Origin of the sequence: Nocardia sp. NPDC047648, from assembly GCF_040642815.1 — a bacterium.
Lineage (GTDB): Bacteria > Actinomycetota > Actinomycetes > Mycobacteriales > Mycobacteriaceae > Nocardia > Nocardia gamkensis.
This window is the reverse complement of record NZ_JBEYSX010000006.1, coordinates 162,510-179,835: the sequence shown is the minus strand read 5'-3', so window position 1 is coordinate 179,835 and position 17,326 is coordinate 162,510. Positions and strand designations below refer to the sequence as shown.

Here is a 17,326-nt window from a genome sequence, read left to right as displayed (position 1 = left end):
CGAAGGAGCAGGCCCGCTGGGGATCCGGGCCGCAGAGCCAGGAATCCCCAGTCAGGTCGAAGCATCGCCTCGGGTCTGGTCGGCCGTCAGGCGCAGACGCGATTGAGTTCGTCGGTGTAGGGGTTGAGATCGGTGACGTTCTCATCTACCAGCGCGTAGGCATAGGCGGAGATGACATCCTTCTCCGCACCCTGGGCCAGATCGGCGAGGCCACTGAGCCTGCCGGACAGCGCTTCCGCCGTCGCCCCGTCCAAGGTGCCGCCGTTCGAGTCGATCGCGATGTTGATCAGCTCGATCGCCTTGGCGCAGTGCGGGGACTGGGCATGCGCGGGTGCGGCGGGCAGGAAGAACAGAGCGGCAGCGGCCGCAGAGAACACAGCGGCGAAGGCCGTCGACTTGGTCATGATTTCCTCTCAGAATGTTAGCGTGATCGTAGCGCCACCGCGTCGAACCGCCCCAAACGAGACATCACCACCTATGGCTACAGGGGCACCTAGCCCTTGGCGTCGGAGGTGAACTGAACCGTGCGATGGCGATATACACATGTACAGCACGAGCGAAACTGCGGTAATCGTCCTGTGCGCGTACAGCATTGATTCATTTCCCTTCCGATTTCGGGCGGGACGGCACTCGACGCGGTACTGGCGAGAGGCGAGTGAAACGGCTTGCCCCAGGCCGTGAATGCTGCACAGCACGCGCATAGACAGGTCAGGATGCTCCGATATAGCGAAGCTCGGTCCGTAGGCCGGTAGGACACCCGGCTATCAACGGGGTGTTCGCGCAGAAGGCGCGGCAGTCAACCGGCCGGTTACTACAGCGAGCCCTCCGGAGTCGCATGCCGGATGCCGCGGATCTTCCCTCAGCAGCTCGGTCGCGAAGTCGTCGGCCAGCTCGCGGGTGTCGTCCAGGGGAGCGGTCCCCATGGCCCCAGCGCTACCGCGATAATCCATTGGTGAACAGGAGCGCCGTTCTGGATCGAAACCTCTCGCGGGAAGAAAACGCGCTGGTCAGCGGGTATTTGTGGGGCGGGCGGGGCTCGAACCCGCGACCAATGGATTATGAGATCAAACACTCCGAACACTGTCCTGACCTGGTAAAACACTGGTCAGTCGCAACCGTAGAAGCAAAATACATTGGTGTCGAGCTATGGGCATGGTTGATCTTGAACACCCAGACGTTGGCATAGGCGCAATCCCAAGTATCGCCTAGATAGACACAGCCGACAGTGGCAACGACGCCGACGCGTGGAGTCCGAATCGGGCAGTACGGGGCTGAGCCCGCCCGAGATCGGCAGTAAGCTCGCCCGACCGGCGGCGGTTCGACTGCACCGACGCGACGGGGCATCGCGGCCGTGCGGGCGCGCTTCACTGCACCTTGCGATTTCACGACGCGGATAGTCGTCCGCAGTGGAGCGCCGTTCCATAGCAAGCTGTCCTCACACCTTCCGCCCGCCGATCCTCTACGGCCCCGCCCGCCCCACCACGCTCGCTCCATGTTTTGCCGGGGTGTCACGCAACCAACTGGACGCCACGGACCTGAAGTGCGTGACCTCCTACCCGAGAATGCATACAGAGATGGTTCAACTCGCCATGCTGCTTCCAAAGGGCGCACATGCGCCCTGTCCATACTGTCGGTAGTCCACGACACCAGACTTGATGGGGCAACCAGTGTTGTCAGGCCGACTGCGAATCACCCTGTTGAGGACGAAGGTCATATACCGGATATGTACACATCCAATCCGCAATACACCTTGAGTAAATTACACAGCGCCGGTCCATCGATTACCTCCACCTTATCTAAAGTTTCCAGAAATCTGCTCACAGCGGGAGTGATAGCAGCCGTAGTTACAAGCAGACACCGGTCGATCGGGTTTTCATGATCCATATGTTGAGCAGCATATTGCAGTTGCTTTATGTCAATATCCAACATTTTGACATTACGGCGCATTTTCACATCTATCGCAACACGCTGTCCATCGCTATCAATGGCAATGAAATCCACCCTTGAGGATGCACCGAGAACGTGGCGCGAAACCTCCCATCCAATCGACACGAGGAAGTACATGACTATTTTCTCTAGCGCAATATGATGCAGGTCGGTGAGATTTATCGGACCATTGCTATTGAGGACGATATCCGGCAGCAATGCCCTTAACTGGTCCGCCTCTTCCTGCTCCTGCACCTCCGATATGGCGGCGTCGGAGACTTGATAGTCGAGGTGGTCTTTCGCGCCTTGTAGAAGTTGCGTCAAGGAAAGTAGCAGAAGTTCGGCATTTGCCTCATGCCGTAGTTCATGCACTAACTCTGGCCGCGGGTTGATTGGATTACCAGCTCTGTCCAGCTCCCACCAATCAGCTTTTGAATCACCCGTTACCAGCATGACCCGCCGCACACCTGTCGTATCTTGGATTTTCAGATGGTCGATCAGCTGACGCCAGACTAAATAGTCACCAGCTTGGCGAACTGGCGTGTCCTTGTCGTTGACGTCGGCATAACCAGGCGGAATTTTGTTCGGGTACCTAAATTCCAACGCATGTTCAACGTGCTCTTGCAGATCTTTCGCCGACGGCAAATCGCCCACCCTGCCGGTGAGTAGGTCATCGAGCTGCGCGAGAATTGGGTCGGCCGCCAGGTCTTCGACTGATAAGTCGATCTCAGCCTCAAGCTCGCCCAGCTCTTTCAGTGCCTCCTGCCATATACCTCTTATTCTGCCGCGTATTCCTTCTTTGTCGACGCCGAAGGTAACAGGATCCCAAACCCTACTCGATCTATTCTTTTCTCGGAATTTTAAGAACTTACTTAATGCATCTTCGAGCTTTTCTATGGCACCATTCTCGGAATTACGCAGCACACTCCCAATTTCCGAGAACTGCTTGTTCCGATCTATTACCGCTTTGCGCCTATTCCTACTGTACTCTAATGCGACCTGATATGGTATCCACAGCTGTTCTTTGATTCGAGATAGAACATCGACAATCTCCTGGCGGGTAGCAGAAGAGACGCGATAAAGATCCAGTAGCACATTGGTGTCCACCACTATCATGGCAGTCTCAAAATATATCTTGCTCCCCGTTTTGGCCGGATCCTCCAGTTTCAGCCAAGCGGAAAATTCATCTACGAACCGGCGCCTTGACGGCGACCCTGCATCGGCCATCCAGGCACTGTAGTACGTCCGCAGGCGCAACAAGTCATCGGGGACAACAGGTTTCCCTCCGGGTCGGACATCAGTTGTCGCTATGCATCAACCGGGCCAGGCCGCGCGCATGTCGGTGCTCCGCTTCGGCGCAACCGCCGCACGCATGTTCGGACTGTCCTCGCCTGGGGACGAAGTCCGACCGGCTGAGCACATCTGTCGCCGACGTCGAGCCGCCCCACGCCCTTGGATCGGCGCAGTGTGCCCGGTCATGAATCGAAGTCCTCGAGAACTACACGTTGTCTGGGGAAAGGCCGCGATTGCGACGGAGGTCCGGGAAGACCTCGAGTTTTCCACCAGGTGGCACACTTCGCCGCTTGAATGCCCGGCGCGACGAACTCAGCCATGTCAGTCCAAATGCTGTGGTCGAGCGGGCCAACGTGCAACGGCAACGGGGTTTCACGATCTGCTACGCGCGCCTGTCGAAGCGGCGTCTCAAAGACAGTCCGCTTCACAACGACTTCGCGCTCGAACAGTTCTTGGTCGACCGTCAACACCTGCTCAGCAATAAGCTCCTGCACGAGGAGAAGAGTCGACTCTACACACTCGACGATCCTTGTCACGATTCCTGCGGCTGCTTTGTACCGCTGTTCGATGCCGAGGCCCTTCGCCTCGGCTTCCTTGTCGTCGGCGTGTACGACGTCGCCGTATAACCACGCGTACATGAGGTCCTGATCCGAGGCAGCACCTCCGTCGGTCACGATGTAGTACGCCTGAGCTGACTCGTCACGAGTTGCCACTGAGGCCCAAAGCGTATGCCAGTCTTCGATCGGTAACACATAGTCCGGGAAGTTCGCTGCGGGCACGAGGGTAGCTATAGAGTCAAGAACTTTGGGGTAATACAACTCCTCGGACTCAAGGATGAGCGGACGTACCCGAGCTGCGAGCGACTCGAGAAGTTCCTCGGAGGGGAACTCCTCGCGGTGGGTGTAGGTAGTCTCGCCGGTCAGAAGGTTCTGTGTGATGTTGACTTTCATCTCGGCAGTACGCAGTTTCTCCATCGTGTCGCGGTGCTCACGCCACAGCGAATGAGCGACGATCCGGCGAGCACGAAGTACGAACGCCTTGATCCGCTGCTCATGAGTGAATGCCTGGCGCTTCGGCGGTTTGCCCATGTTGAGAATCGTAAGCACTCCCGGATACCGCTCGCTCGTACTTCACCACCTTCGCCGCGTTGCTGATGACGCGAGGGAAGCGCTGGCCGACCTTCGATGCGGGTGCCACAGCCCCCTCTTGTGGTCAATTCTCACCCTGCGTCGCACACCCGGACGCTACGTGCTCGCTCCCGGCCGGAAATCGCATGTCGTTAACCGCCCATGCGCACTCGATTCCCGACCGCACTGAGCGCGTCCTGGCGCGCGAACACGCCACCGTAGGTGGCGCGGCTCTAGACCTAGCTTCGACACCTGACGCAACCACCCACTCAACCCTCTTGTGGTCCTCCCTTCCTTGTGGTCTCTCTCTTCTGGTCCTTTCCCTCCCCCAATGTTTGGTGTTGGCTTCCTCCCCACCCGGCCGACACTCTCTATGAACAGCGAAGCCATAGAGAGTGTCGGCCGGGTGGGGAGGAAGACGACGCCAAACACCCCAGCTCACGGCGATTTCGACGCCGAGGTGCCGGGACAGTGCCGGGACTTGGTATGTCCCGGCACTGTCCCGGCGAAGTCCCGTCAATGTCCCGGCAGTGTCCCGGCAAGTACGGGGTCCGGACACAGCCGAAGGCCCGTCAGGCGGGCTGACGGGCCTTCGGCTATTCAGGTGCGATTCGAGCGAGTCCAAGGGGCTGAAGTTGGCAACCTCCGCTGTGTCTATTGATCGTCCTCGTCGGTTGCGCTGACAGTTCCAGCGCTGACCACCGGACGAACGCCGGACTCGATCGTGATGTCGATGAGTTCGAAACCTGCCACAACAAACCTGATGCGTGTGAACCGTAAACTGTCCGCCTCTGGCGGCGGCTCGTACGTCACCGGCTTTGAGATGATCTTCATGTCAGGGTTCCCCTCTCCCTCGAGACACTGGGACGGCATCGGCTACGGCAATCTCACCGTATGCGCGAACCCCGAAGCTGTTGCGGTTGGGATAGATACGTTCGCCGAACCGGGCATCGAATCCAGCGGCGGTGAGCATCGCGGTCACCGCGGCGACGGCGTCGGCGCTGCCGGACAGTCGGACGTTGACCACGCTGGTCACTGGTGGGCTCCTTCCTGGAGGTGTTCCTGGGCCGCGGTGAGGGTGCGGGTCACCGAGGACGAGCTGAGGCTGACGTGTTCGGCGATGCGCGCGTGCGACCAGTTCTGTTCGTGACGCAGGCGCAGGATCTCGGTCACCTTCTCCGGGTCACGCCGCCCCGAGGGGTCAGCGCTGCACAGCAGCTCGGCGACCCGCGCCCACCGGTCGACCTCCGCAACGGGTGCCGGTGCATGGTGCGCGGAGGCTTCGATCGCGGTCTGGTCGGCGGTGCGCAGCTGCGGGGGCGCCTGTTGCGCGGTGAGTTCGGTCGAGGTCGACCGGGTCTCGGTGTGAACCTCGCGCACCGACACGGTGCGTACCGGGTCGGGCCGGTGCGCTGGTTCCGGCTCGGTGCGCAGCGCCGGTTCGGGGCTGGCGCCGTCGGTGCGTGCGAGCACGAGTAGGGCGACGGTGGCCTGTCCGATGGCGCCGTCGATGATGAGCGGGAACAGCCATGCCAGGTGTTCGCTCATCCCCACCTGAATCGACAGCTCCCGCAGGGCGTCGAACGACAGCCGGAACGCGCCCACCGCGATAGCGGCGGTAAGTGCGACAACAGCCCAGTACGCGAGGCGTGCTTTGTTCTGGGCGCGCACGAGCAGCCCAACACCGTGGGTTGCTGCGAGCAACGCGATCGGCGGGAAACTGGCGACGAACGCCGCGACCGGCTGCTTGCCGTCCGGTGCATTGATCCATGCGTGCACGAGGTTGCCCGCGATCGACATCGCCGCGACCAACAGCAATTCACCCCAGAAGAACCGGATCGCCGATACCTGCTCGCGGGTCCGTGCACCGGCCTGTGCATCGTCTGGTGCGCTGCGGTGCGCAGCAGGATCGCTGCTGCGCACCGCGTCCGCACTGGAGCTGAGTCCGGTCACGGCTCACGCACCCTTGCTCGCCGCGGCCGGGGTGTAGACGGCGGTGAACAGCCGCGCCCGCGAGTACTCGGGGTCAGGTCCGGTGTAGGTGACCGACAGGGTCGCACCGATCTCGAAGTCCTCGCTGCCAGCGTTCTCCAGCGCCAGCCCGATGGCCTGTTCCATGCGCCAGGACACATACAGGTTGCGCGGTCCGGCGCCGGTGTCGAGGGTGACGACGGTCTGCATGACCGGCTGGCCGTCGTCGTCGAGTTCGACCTCACCGGGCGCGCCGCCGAACTTCAGCTTCGGCTCCTCGACGGCGGCGACGATGCGGCCGTAGACGGTGGTGCCGGGCTTGCTGGTCTTGGTGAACGCCGACGCCGGGCGGGCGGCACGGCGGAAACGCTGTCCGAAGGTGTTGGTGCTCATGATGGATGGGTCCTTCCTGTTGTGGTGTTCAGCGGGTGCGGGTCCGGTCGGCCCGGTCGCGGCTGGTCGGTGTGGGGTGCAGGTCGTGGATGCTGCGCTGGGAGCGGGGCCGGTCGAGGTAGGCGACCGGTTCCAGTTCGTCGAGGTCGTGTCCGGCGTCGAGGTGGTCGCAGAGGTCCTTGCCGTCGCGCGCCTGCAACACCCGGACTTCGCCGACACGGTCGGCGAGGGATTCGGCGACCTGGGCGGCGTGGCGGTAGCCGGGCCGGTCACGATCGGCGACAACAATCACCCGGCCAGCGCCACGCAGCCAGCGGGCGTGGTCGTCGGTCCACTTCCCCGCGCCCATCGCGTTGCACGTCGCGAGCTGCCCGGCCTGGCGGGCTCGTTGCACGTCCTTCTCGCCCTCGCACACGTACAACTCGCGCCCGGTGTCGAGCGCTTCACGCACGTCAGCGAGCTGCCACGGCAGCGGAGCGAAGCCGGTGTTCACCCACTCGGTTCCGGTCCAGCGCCGTTGATAGAAGCTCTTGGCGTGCCCGTGCTCGTGCGGGGTGTGCAGCCGCACCACCGCGCCCTCGACGCGACCGCCCGGCCACCGGTAGACGTAGGTGTCCACCGCCTCGGGCTCCCCGATCTGGGCACCCAGATCCCGCTTGGCGGGCAGCGGAAACCGGGCCGCCAGGATGGCTTTCTCGACGGGCGAAGCGACGCTCACCGGGCGGGCGGGCCGCCCGCCGCCCGCGTACGGCCGACGAGCAGAACCCTGCTGGTTGGTGCGTTCCGGTAGCCGGTCCCACAGATCGCGTACCCGTAACCCGATGCGGTCGAGCACGTCCTGGTCGTCGCAGCGTGCCCAGCAGCGCACCATCGTCTTGCCCTGCCGGGGGTCGTACCGCACACCCAGGCTGGGGTTGTGGTGGTGGCCGTCGCCCTCGTGCACCGGGCAGAGATAGTTCGTCCACTGCTGCGGCTCCCGCGGCCACTTGGCCGGGCCCACCCGGCGAATCAACGCCGCGGTGACGACCTCGTAGGAGCGGCCCTGCTGCGGTGTCGGTTCGGTCATCGTCACCGCCCCCGCTCGATCTCGGGCCGCTGAGCGGCGGTGAGGATGCGGGCCTGCTCGATACTGCGCCGCTGCACCTCGCTCAACGAATCGGCGCCCGGCAACGACAGCATCCGCCGCACAGCACTGGGCGAGCGAGACCACAAGTCGTGGACGTCCTTCAGGTACTTCCACTCCCCCGGATGCGGGCCGTTGCGCCACCCCTGGTCGAGGGCTTCTTGCTGGGCGTAGAGGCTGTGGATCTCCGCCTCGCCGGCGCCCGGCCGGTCCCGCAGCCGCGACAGCCGGTCGACCTCGGCGAACGCTTCGCGCATCGCTTCCTCGTGCTCGATGTGCATGACTCACCGCCCCCGCTGCACACCGCGCCCACGCACGGGCTGCGGCTGCTGCTGTTCGATGCCGGGGTTGGTGTGGCGGTGGAAGGCGTCGCGCACGGTTTGGCTGTCGCGGATCGCCAGATGAAGCGAGTGCTGCAAGCTGCGGTATTGCAGCTCGGTCGCTCCGGCGCCGTCGTTGTAGACGATGTTGTCCACCAGCCGGAACATCGGCTCCGGCGAGCGCCGCCAATCCTCGTAGGCGTCATCGAGGTAGCCCCAGTGCTCGGCGTGCGGGCCGTCGGCCCACCGCTGGCCGATCTCGCGGCGCTGGGCGGTGATGCGGTCGCGATCGGCGTCGGTGGCCTGCGGCTGGGACAGGTCTTCGCCGAGCTGGGTGTAGCGGGCGAACTCGATGCGCATCGCTTCCTCGTGCTCGCGTTCCATGTCAACGGCTCCTCTCGATACCGTTGCGGCCGTTGCCGTTGCGCTCCGGACGCGGCCAGGACTGGGTGTCCGGCCCGGCCTGCTCGCGGCCGGTCCCGGCGAGGTCGCGCAGGTAGCTGGCGCGCTTGCCCACCGGACTGGTGTCGTTGCCCGGCTGTACCGAGTTGCGAAGCTCATCCAGCGTCGGGTTCGATTCCTCCTGCTCCGCCCCGTGACCGTTGGCGGCGGTGCGGCGTGAGCGGTTGCCGTAGCGCTCCTGCTCGGGCGTGGACTGCACGAGCTTGCGCACCGCTTCGTCGCGTTCCTGCTTGAGCTGGTCACGCTCCGCGGTCAGCTGCTCGACGCCCGGCCGAGCGCGCAATGCGTCGACCTCCGCGGACAGGCGCAGGTTGCGGTTCTTCAACGCCTCGATGTGCCCTTCGGCGGTGTCGAGTTTGCGGCGGATCTCGTCGCGGTCGGCGGTGACCGAGTCCAGGCCGCGTTGCAGCATCCCGACCCGGTTTTCCAACCGGTCCCGGTCGGCGGCCATGTCGTTCAACTGGCGCTCCACCTGCGTCAGCCGGTCAACGCCGGCGGTGTCGGGCGGGCGTTCGCGGTCGGTGTTCTCGCGCTGTCGGGCGCCCTCGCCGGCCTGCGCCGCGGTGGGCTGCTCGCGGTGCACCTGCCCGGACAACGTCCGCTCACGCAGTACGGTCTCCCGGTCGGCGAGCTGCTCGGCGACGGTCTCGGGACGGCCCCTATCGGCGTGTTGCTTCGCGGCGGTGAGGGTGTCGCGGGTCTCGACCGCCAGGGTGGTGCCGTCCGACCACGACGTGCCACTGATGTTGCGCTGCAACCAACTGGTGGCGCTGTGCTCGGTGGCGAACGAGCGGGATTCGGTCAGCTTCCCGCCGTCCGGGTCGGTCCACGTCATTTCCGCGGTGTAGCGGTGACGGTCGGCTTGGGCGGCGTCGATACGCGCCAGCAGCGACTCCTCGGCGTTGGCTCGGCGCGCGGCGTCCAGGCTGTGCTGCCAGCCCTGCTCACGCTCCGCCCCGGCGCGCTGGCGGGCGTTGACCGTCTCACGAGCGACGTGGGCGCGGTAGCGCAGCGCGTCGATGCCGCGGACCTTGTGTGCTTTGGCGAAGAGGTTGCCGACCTTGAAATGCGGGAAGATCGTCGCCGAGTCCAACCCGTCGAGGGCTATGCCCTGCTCGGTGCGGGTCAGGTGCTCGTTGCCGATGAAGCCGTGGGCCAGGCGGTTGCGGTGTTCGGCCAGCGCGTGAGCGTCACGGGCGCGCCGGTCATGGTCCACGCTCGGGTCGTTCGCGCGCTCGGCGACCGCTTGGACGTGTACGCGGTAGCGGTCGATAGCCTGGCTGGTCCAGGTCAGCTGATGCTTGCGCATCACCTCGGCCTCGCGGCGCTGCTCACGCAGCGTCCGGCTGATCTCCTTGCGGATCGTGCGGCGCTCCAAGAAGTTGCGGGCCTGGGCGTGCAGGCGGGTCAGTTCCGGCAGCGATCGCGCGAACTTGCGGGCCTCGGCGATCATCTCGTCCTCAGGGCTACGGTCGGTCATTGCGGTGAATTCCTCTCAGTGGGTTGGTTTCGGTGCTCATCGGGTGCGCTCGACGCGGTTGCCTCGGCGGTCGAGTTCGTCGGCGGCGGCGTCGGTGAGCTTGAGGCGGGTCGCGTACCGGCCGCGGGCGCGGGTCAGCCAGATGTCGGCGGCGTCCAACTTCTCGTCCGCCATCGCCAGCGCGGTTTCCGCGCCGAGCGCGGCGTCGGCGGGGTCGATCGGGTCGCCGAGGTTGTCGACCGCCAAGGCGTCGGGGTGGCGGCGCAGGGCGGCGTACTCGCGCCGGATCTCGCTGACTTCGCGGCGCAGCTGGAACAGCCGGTCGTCGACGTTGTGCAGGCGCTCGTACAGATCGACCGGCGCGGTGCGGATCGGGTCTTCGGGGAGTGGGTTGGTGCTCAACGGTTTTCCTTCCTTGTGGTTGGTTACTGGGCGGGGGTGGTCGTGGTGGTGCGGTTGTTCTCGTGCTGGGTGCGGGCGCGGTCGATGCGCTCGACCAGGGCTCGCAGCAGCCCGACGATGGCGGTGGCGACGGCGGCGACGGCGTGGCTGATTCCGGCGGTGACGGTGCCGATGGCCTGCGGCAGAGGCGGGCGGTGGGCGGCGTTCCACCACAGGTAGGCCACCCACGCGCTGCCGTAGACGGCCAGCGGACCGACCACCAGCGGCCCCTCGCCCCATCCGGCGGTCACGGCTGCGCCGACCACAGCAGCGGAAGCTGCGGCGGTGCGCCGCGCGGTCTGCGCCCGCGACCGTGCCGGGACCGGCGCCGACGTGGCGGTGGCCTGTGCGTCGGGTCCGTCATCGAGGTCGGGAACGACGATCAGCGCCGCCCGGCGCACCGGCCTGGTGTCGGCGGCGGGCCGTTCGGTCTGTGCGGGTGTCGGGGTCGGGGCGGTGTCGAGGTCGGCGATACCCGCCAGCCAGTCCTCGACTTCGTCGGCGAACAGCTCGCCCGCGATCGCAGGATCGGTCGGTGTCGCGGCGGGGTCGGGCCGCCGCTGGCCCTCGTTGTCGTCGTTGTCGTCGTGGGGTCGGATGATGCGCATTGGGTTGCCTTTCAATGGGTTTCGGAGAAATAGGGGGTCAGGCGGGCGCGTCGGCGGTGACGGGCTCGGCCTCGGGATCGGCGCTGGTGGTGCCGGGCAAGGGGCGCACGGTGGCGGGGTCGACGGGCACGACGTGCCCGAACTGGGCGCGTCCGGCCTTGGCGTAGACGAACTGGCCGGTGTCGAACTGGCGGACGCGGTCGGGGTCGACCAGCCACTTCTCACCGACCGACACCTGACCTTCGTCGCCGGTGCGCTGGCCCTTGATCAGGTGCCGCGACGGCAGCATGTGCCGGACCGACCCGAAGTGCTTGCACAGCTCTCCGGCGTTCTCGACGTAGCCGAGCAGCACCCCACCCGCACACGACTTCAAGATCCGGTCGAGCGCCCACTGATCCCCGGCGACACCCTCAGGGCTCTGGGCGGCGAACAGCACGCTCACGCCTTGGGAGCGGCCCCGTTCGCACACCTCTTCCAGTCCGATCGAGCCCTGGCCGGTGGTGAGCGCGCTCAGCTCGTCGATGATCAGGGTGACGCTGCGACGCTGGTCCTTGGCGGTGCGTGCCGCGCGCTGCATCAGCATCCGCAGGATGGCGGCGACCTGGGCGCGGGCGGCGTCCTTGTCCAGGCCGGGCACGGTCACATACAGCACGTCGAGGTCGTCGAGGTCGACGCCGCCGTCGAACACCATCCGCCCGTCCTCACCCTGGAGGCTGTCGAACAGGTTGGATGCCTTGATCAGCATGTCGGCGAGCTGGTCGACCTTCTCCGACTGGAGGGCTTCGACCATCCGCTTCACGTCCGGGGCGTTGCCCCACAGATCGAGCAGCGTCTCGGGATTCAGACGCTCCAGGAACTCCCGGCTCGACCGGGGCGGCCCGGCCGGGGCATCGACCACGAGGGAGACGATGCGGCGGCGCAGCTCGTCGAAGTGCTGGCCTTCCGACGTCGACGCCTGTCCGGCGTTGAGCATGTCGCCGAGCACGGCGCGCTGGTCGCGGGCGCGCATCGCCCACACGTTCAGGCGGGCGCCGTGGGGAACCTCGGCGATGCGGTCGGCGGCGATCCCGCGGCGCTGGGCGATCTCGCGCAACTCGTGGCCCAAGACCTTGTCGTCGTTGCCGCCCTTGCAGGACACGACCACCAGCAGCGGGCGCGGGTGCTTGCCCCGCATGCCCGGCACGTCCTTCCACCGCTGCCAGGCGTTCCACTCGTATTCGAGCATCCCGACCGCGTACCGCTTGATCAGCTCCGTCTTGCCCGAACCGGTCGTGCCGAACGCGGCCATCTGGCGGCGCGCTTCCTTGTGCGGCACCACCATCCACGCCTGATGCCGCGCGGTCAGCTCCGACCACAAACCGAGAGGGTTCGCCGAGCGCCGGTCCGCCAGCGGCCCCAGCACGATCCCGTCCGTTGTGGTGAACGGGGCACCGACCGACCGTGCCGCCCGAGCGGCCCCGGCGAACTGCCGTGCGGCCAGCGCCGCCTGCACCCGCTCGGTGCGGCCCAGGTTCTTCAACCCGACGGTGTTGGTCTTGTGCACGAACGACGCCCACCAGTACGTCGCCGCCAGCGCGGCCACCGGGGCGCCGAGCACAACCATCGTGCGCAGCCCGCCCAGGTCGCCCTCGGCGACCCGCGCCGCACCCGACCACAACAGGGAGGCAGGCGTGATCCACGATCCGCCGGCCATCGCCGAGGCCGCGGGCAGCAGCAGCGACCCGATCGCGAAGTTGCGCAACCGGTGCGGCGCCAACGGCCAGCGCGCCGCAACGGCCACGATCATGACCAGCATCGCCACGATCACGACACCGCACACCGTCGCTGTCGAGGCCGCGTCACCGACCGCAGACAAGTCCAGCGTCGGCAGATCCCAGCCTTCGACATGGCGGATCGGCGGCGCCTGCGGCACCATCGGGCCGCTACCGGCGCCCGGCTCCACCGGCGGAGCGGTCTGCTCCGGCGATGCGGGTACCTGCGAGGCTCCCAGGGGGCCGCAATCGTGGGGAGTGAGAATCGGCTGGCAGTTCGGATTGCTCATGATGCTTCCTGTTGGGAGAGATGAATGAGGTTGCGGCGCCGACGATTCGGGCTCGCCGCCTTGTTGGCCTCGCGCAACTGCGCGTACTTCTCGAGCCACGCGGCCCATTCCGCGTCGAAATCGCTGACCACCAGGTGCAGTTCCAGTCGTCCGAACTCGTGGTCTGGCAGCCGATCGGAGGCGGCGTTGACGTTGTCGCGGACCGCTCGGGACCGGCACAGGTAGAGCACGCCGACCATCGGTTCGACGTCGCTGTCACGGGCGGCGCGGATCGCCCCCCGCAACGCGATGTCCATGTGTTCCGGCTGCTTCTTGGACAGCTCGACCTCCAGCGCCCACCAACCGTGGACACCCTCCCGAGCGCCGAGAAACCGGCCGTCGTGGATGTGGGTGCGTCCCAGTTGCGGCTCGCGACCGGTCGACACCGGCACCGGGGTCTTCGACCGCGGTCCGCCCTCGGCGGACTGCACACGGTGGCGCAGCACCCGCTCCGACACCCACAGCTGCGGATCGGAACCGACCAGCATTACCCGGGCCTGTGCCACCGCCCGGTAGTGCTCGGCCAACGCCAACCGCGGACGCCAATCACTGGGCCGCCAACCCAAGAAGCGGGCCGCGGTCACGCGGGTGGGCACCACCCACTTCTCACCCGCCTGAACCTCTTCCGGCTCGTACACGTCGCCGTCGCGGACGAGGTCGGCGACCAGCGCGTACACGTGGTTGCGCTCCATCCCCAGGAACCAGCCCAACGTGTCCCGCTGCATCCCGTTCATCTCCGACAACGCCGCCAACACCGATGTCTTCCGTGCTGTCGACCGCTGCGGCCGGTCAGGGATGAGAGCCTGAACGGTGGTGCGAGGCAGCCCAACTCGACGCCCGATCTCGGCCTGGCTGAGGCCGCGACCGTGCAATCGCGTGACCTCCCCGAGCGTCACCTCCACCCGACGGGCACGGATGCCCAGGGTGCGGGCGATCTTCTGGTAGCCCATTCCCGAGGCGCGCAACGCGGTGATGGACTCGTCGAGATCCGCGCCGTGACTCTCCTTGTTGTGGTTCATCGGGTTTGCTCCCTTCCCTGCCGCGAGCTGCGGCTGTGACCGGCCGCGCGGCGGCGCTCGGCGATATCGGCGCGGGCCTGCGCGATGAACTCGCGCATCTCCATCGCGTCCACGCCTCGCCGCTCCGCGGCCATTGCCGAGCGCGTCCACCGCGCAAGCTGCAATGCCTCCAGCTGCGCCTCACTCGAAACTCGTTTCGGCACCGCCGATTCCGCGTCGTACAGGTGCGCCTTCAGCGGACCCCGCGAACCACCCCGAGCACGCAGCACCTGCGCCTCGTACTCACCGCCGGGGCTCTTGCCCTCACGGGCGAGCTGGCGGCGGGTCCGCAGATGCTGCGGCGCCAAACCCCACGGCCACGTTGGAATACCGAAACGCTTGCCATCCGGATCGTGAAAACGGCTCATCGCGAACGCTCGATCCCGCGGGAACGCTCCCGCCGCAGACGGTCCCGATCAGCTGCGAGCTGGGCGCGGATCTTCGCCGCCGTCGCCGGATCGTGGCGGTAGTCGAGCAACCGGTCCCACACCGCAGTTCGCTCGGCGTGAACCTGCGCCTGATGCTCACCGACGTGCTGCGTCCTCGACATCTCGAAGTCGTTGTCGCGGTATCCCTTCGTCTCCGACACGTCGCCAGCGGTGAACACCATGTCGGCCAGCACGTCGTGAACGAGGTCCAAGCGAGCTTTCTCCGCCTCCAACTCGGCACGCACGCGGCGACGGTCCGGCGCGCTCATCGCGCCACGCCCTCGGGCAGCTGCGAGCGCGGCACACACGACCCCGCTGGTTCCGGCGGAACCCCCGCGTCGAGCGGGCGGCAGATGTTCGGCGACGGCACGTAGTCCTGATGATCGATCCACGCCGCGGTGCAGCCGCCCATCCCGATGAGCAGCAGCACACCGACTGCGGCCACCTGCACCAGCGGCGGCAACAACCCCAGCGGGGCGAACACCGCGCTCGTGCCGGTGAACTCCGGACCGGCCATCGAATGCAGCGGGTTGTGTCCGCCACGGCGGTCGAAGTGGGTGACCGTGTACCCCTGAACAGGCGGGTCCTGCCGCCACGGCGCGCTCATCGCCGGACCCTCCACCGCCGCGACGTCCGCCAAAACGCGAGCGCACCCAGCAGCATCACCGTGAAACCGACAATCTCCGGCGCCGTCAACACGAGGTAGCCGACCGCGACTGCGGCGACCGCCAGACCGAACGTCCGCGCCCGCATCAGCACTCACCGCCCTTGCGGCTCCGACCGCGACGGCGGCGGACCTGCGCAGACTTCAACGCGAGCCGCGTGTAATGAGCCTTCCGAGCCTGGTCAGCGCGGTACGCGCGCTCCTCCGGGCTCAACAGCCCATCGGGGTCGACAATGCGGTCGAACTTGCTTGCCATCGCCGCCCGCGCCTTCGCGGTGCGCGCCGCGCGATCGGAAGTTTTCGCCCAGGACTCGTGTGCGGCGATACGCGCCTGCAACGTCCGCTCGACGGGGGTGCTCATGCCACACCGCCGTGTACGACTGTCGCGGCGGGTCGAATGAGCGCCAGCACCTCGTCGCGTTCTACCCGCAAGAGGCGGCCGTTCACCCGGAACCCGTTGAGATCACCGGCCGCAATCCAGTTCCGGATCGTTTTGGTGTCGACGTCGACGAGCGCCGCCGCGGTCTTGAGGCTGATCAGATTCCGCGCCTCAGTAGACGTCCTGTCCATCAATGCCCGCTCCTTCGAAAGTGGGAAATTCCTTGCAGTTCCTCACTTTTCGCTGAAAAGGCAGGCGTAATGACCGCATAGGTGGACATGCCTGGACGTCTCAGGTACCGTTGTAGAAGTCCCTAGACGTCCCTGAAATTGGAGGCGAAATGGCGAACGAACGCCTTCGCAATGCGATGCAGCAGGCTGGCCTCGACATCCCGGACGTCGCGGACAAGGCCGGTGTGGAGCCGAAGACCGTCGAACGGTGGATCACGAAGGGCCGCGTGCCCTACCCGAAGCACCGGCATGCGGTCGCCGCGCTGGTTGGAGAAACCGAGAACTACTTGTGGCCGGATGCTCTCGCGCCAGAACGGAAGGTCGAGGTTGCACAATCAGAAGTCCTGACGGTCTACCCACACCGCAGTGCAATTCCAAGTGACCTGTGGAAGCGGCTGCTGTCGAGCGCGAGCGAACAACTCGACGTCCTCGTGCTCGCGGGCTTGTTCCTTGCCGAGGAGCCCGAGTTCACACGCACCTTGCGCAAGAAGACACGCGAGGGGCTGAAAGTTCGACTGTTGTTCGGTCGCCCGACCGCGGCGGAAGCCGACAAGCGGAGCGCCGAGGAACGTCTGGTGGCAGGCACCGTGCCCTCACGTATCAACAACGCACTCGCACTGATCGAGCCGCTGGCCGAGATCGACGGTGTCGAACTTCGATACCACGACACGACGCTCTACAACTCAGTGTTCCGATTCGACAACGAGATGATCGTCAACATGCACGTCTACGGACTGCCGGGCGCACACGCACCCGCGCTTCATCTTCGCCAGCTGCCCGCTGGCGACATGTTCGAGACGTATATGACCAGCTTCGAGCACGTATGGTCGAACGCGAGCCCCGAAAGGTGATCGTTTATGGCCCGGACCGACTATTTCCACGACCCCGACGCGCCCACGCCGAACAGCATCAAGGTCGCCGTTAGTGCCCTTGTGCGCGACTCGGAGGGCAAAATCTTGATGATCCACCGCACCGACAACGATCGCTATTCGATCCCCGGAGGCGGGCTGGAGGCGGGCGAAACGGTCACAGAGGCGCTCGTACGAGAGGTCAAAGAAGAAACCGGGATCGACGTCCAGGTGACCGGCCTCATCGGAATATTCTCGAATCCGGAGCACGTCATCGCATACGACGATGGTGAAGTGCGCCAAGAGTTCTCGATCTGCTTTCGCGCCGACCCAGTCGGAGGTCAACTCCGAACCAGTTCGGAGTCGAAGGAAGTCAGATGGGTTGCACCGAGCGATGTTTCATCTCTGGATGTACATCCCTCGATTGCCCTTCGTATAGATCAGGGTCTGAATCCCTCATCAGGACCGTATTACACGTGACAGACGAACAGAGTC

At 65.7% G+C, this 17,326-nt stretch carries 22 protein-coding genes; 2 read left to right on the top strand and 20 right to left on the bottom strand.

The genetic code is table 11. The annotated features are described in order from the left end of the window. Positions 1 to 86: 86 nt before the first annotated feature. From ABZ803_RS15360 to ABZ803_RS15265, 20 genes are all read right to left on the bottom strand, one after another. Positions 87 to 404: a hypothetical protein gene (locus ABZ803_RS15360; protein ID WP_357037632.1), complete on the bottom strand. Its 318-nt coding sequence runs from the start codon at positions 402 to 404 to the stop codon at positions 87 to 89. 1,306 nt (positions 405 to 1,710) lie between these two features. Next, on the bottom strand, positions 1,711 to 3,153 hold the full coding sequence (locus ABZ803_RS15355; RefSeq protein WP_357037629.1) for a PIN-like domain-containing protein: 1,443 nt from the start codon (positions 3,151 to 3,153) through the stop codon (positions 1,711 to 1,713). 248 nt (positions 3,154 to 3,401) lie between these two features. Next, entirely contained in the window at positions 3,402 to 4,307 is a 906-nt protein-coding gene (locus ABZ803_RS15350) for a hypothetical protein (protein WP_357037626.1), read from the bottom strand. 693 nt (positions 4,308 to 5,000) lie between these two features. Beyond that, positions 5,001 to 5,180, bottom strand: a complete 180-nt coding sequence (locus tag ABZ803_RS15345) for a hypothetical protein (RefSeq protein WP_357037623.1) — start codon at positions 5,178 to 5,180, stop codon at positions 5,001 to 5,003. Position 5,181: 1 nt separating this feature from the next. Beyond that, positions 5,182 to 5,382 (bottom strand): hypothetical protein, encoded by a 201-nt coding sequence (locus tag ABZ803_RS15340; protein WP_357037620.1) that lies wholly within the window; start codon positions 5,380 to 5,382, stop codon positions 5,182 to 5,184. After that, entirely contained in the window at positions 5,379 to 6,299 is a 921-nt protein-coding gene (locus tag ABZ803_RS15335) for a DUF2637 domain-containing protein (RefSeq protein WP_357037617.1), read from the bottom strand. The genes ABZ803_RS15340 and ABZ803_RS15335 overlap by 4 nt, the downstream gene beginning before the upstream one ends. Before the next feature lie 3 nt (positions 6,300 to 6,302). Next, on the bottom strand, positions 6,303 to 6,710 hold the full coding sequence (locus ABZ803_RS15330; RefSeq protein ID WP_357037612.1) for a hypothetical protein: 408 nt from the start codon (positions 6,708 to 6,710) through the stop codon (positions 6,303 to 6,305). 28 nt (positions 6,711 to 6,738) lie between these two features. Further along, positions 6,739 to 7,776, bottom strand: coding sequence for a toprim domain-containing protein (locus tag ABZ803_RS15325; protein WP_357037609.1), 1,038 nt, complete (start codon positions 7,774 to 7,776; stop codon positions 6,739 to 6,741). Between the two features lie 2 nt (positions 7,777 to 7,778). Continuing rightward, positions 7,779 to 8,114 (bottom strand): hypothetical protein, encoded by a 336-nt coding sequence (locus tag ABZ803_RS15320; protein WP_357037607.1) that lies wholly within the window; start codon positions 8,112 to 8,114, stop codon positions 7,779 to 7,781. A gap of 3 nt (positions 8,115 to 8,117) precedes the next feature. Beyond that, entirely contained in the window at positions 8,118 to 8,537 is a 420-nt protein-coding gene (locus ABZ803_RS15315; RefSeq protein WP_357037604.1) for a hypothetical protein, read from the bottom strand. Between the two features lies 1 nt (position 8,538). Then, the gene (locus ABZ803_RS15310; RefSeq protein ID WP_357037601.1) at positions 8,539 to 10,095 is read right to left on the bottom strand and encodes a hypothetical protein; all 1,557 of its coding nucleotides are present in this window, start codon (positions 10,093 to 10,095) and stop codon (positions 8,539 to 8,541) included. Positions 10,096 to 10,131: 36 nt separating this feature from the next. Next, positions 10,132 to 10,497 (bottom strand): hypothetical protein, encoded by a 366-nt coding sequence (locus tag ABZ803_RS15305; RefSeq protein ID WP_357037598.1) that lies wholly within the window; start codon positions 10,495 to 10,497, stop codon positions 10,132 to 10,134. A gap of 23 nt (positions 10,498 to 10,520) precedes the next feature. After that, complete coding sequence (locus tag ABZ803_RS15300) at positions 10,521 to 11,144, bottom strand: hypothetical protein (RefSeq protein ID WP_357037595.1); 624 nt, start codon at positions 11,142 to 11,144, stop codon at positions 10,521 to 10,523. Between the two features lie 37 nt (positions 11,145 to 11,181). Further along, positions 11,182 to 13,185: a hypothetical protein gene (locus ABZ803_RS15295; RefSeq protein WP_357037591.1), complete on the bottom strand. Its 2,004-nt coding sequence runs from the start codon at positions 13,183 to 13,185 to the stop codon at positions 11,182 to 11,184. Then, entirely contained in the window at positions 13,182 to 14,243 is a 1,062-nt protein-coding gene (locus ABZ803_RS15290; protein WP_357037588.1) for a hypothetical protein, read from the bottom strand. The genes ABZ803_RS15295 and ABZ803_RS15290 overlap by 4 nt, the downstream gene beginning before the upstream one ends. Next, positions 14,240 to 14,650 (bottom strand): RRQRL motif-containing zinc-binding protein, encoded by a 411-nt coding sequence (locus ABZ803_RS15285; RefSeq protein ID WP_357037585.1) that lies wholly within the window; start codon positions 14,648 to 14,650, stop codon positions 14,240 to 14,242. Before ABZ803_RS15285 ends, ABZ803_RS15290 begins: the two co-directional genes overlap by 4 nt. Next, a complete protein-coding gene (locus ABZ803_RS15280; RefSeq protein WP_357037582.1) occupies positions 14,647 to 14,955 on the bottom strand; it encodes a hypothetical protein in 309 nt (102 codons plus the stop codon). The genes ABZ803_RS15285 and ABZ803_RS15280 overlap by 4 nt, the downstream gene beginning before the upstream one ends. Positions 14,956 to 14,975: 20 nt before the next feature. Continuing rightward, positions 14,976 to 15,317 carry a hypothetical protein gene (locus ABZ803_RS15275; protein ID WP_357037579.1) on the bottom strand — a complete coding sequence of 114 codons (342 nt, stop codon included), beginning with the start codon at positions 15,315 to 15,317 and terminating at the stop codon, positions 14,976 to 14,978. A 145-nt stretch (positions 15,318 to 15,462) separates the two neighbouring features. After that, positions 15,463 to 15,735 (bottom strand): hypothetical protein, encoded by a 273-nt coding sequence (locus ABZ803_RS15270; protein WP_228783076.1) that lies wholly within the window; start codon positions 15,733 to 15,735, stop codon positions 15,463 to 15,465. Beyond that, complete coding sequence (locus ABZ803_RS15265) at positions 15,732 to 15,944, bottom strand: helix-turn-helix domain-containing protein (protein ID WP_357037575.1); 213 nt, start codon at positions 15,942 to 15,944, stop codon at positions 15,732 to 15,734. The genes ABZ803_RS15270 and ABZ803_RS15265 overlap by 4 nt, the downstream gene beginning before the upstream one ends. Before the next feature lie 149 nt (positions 15,945 to 16,093). Here ABZ803_RS15265 and ABZ803_RS15260 point away from each other — a divergent pair, with 149 nt between their 5' ends. After that, positions 16,094 to 16,834: a helix-turn-helix transcriptional regulator gene (locus tag ABZ803_RS15260; RefSeq protein ID WP_357037573.1), complete on the top strand. Its 741-nt coding sequence runs from the start codon at positions 16,094 to 16,096 to the stop codon at positions 16,832 to 16,834. A gap of 6 nt (positions 16,835 to 16,840) precedes the next feature. Beyond that, on the top strand, positions 16,841 to 17,311 hold the full coding sequence (locus ABZ803_RS15255; protein WP_357037570.1) for an NUDIX domain-containing protein: 471 nt from the start codon (positions 16,841 to 16,843) through the stop codon (positions 17,309 to 17,311). Positions 17,312 to 17,326: the final 15 nt, after the last annotated feature.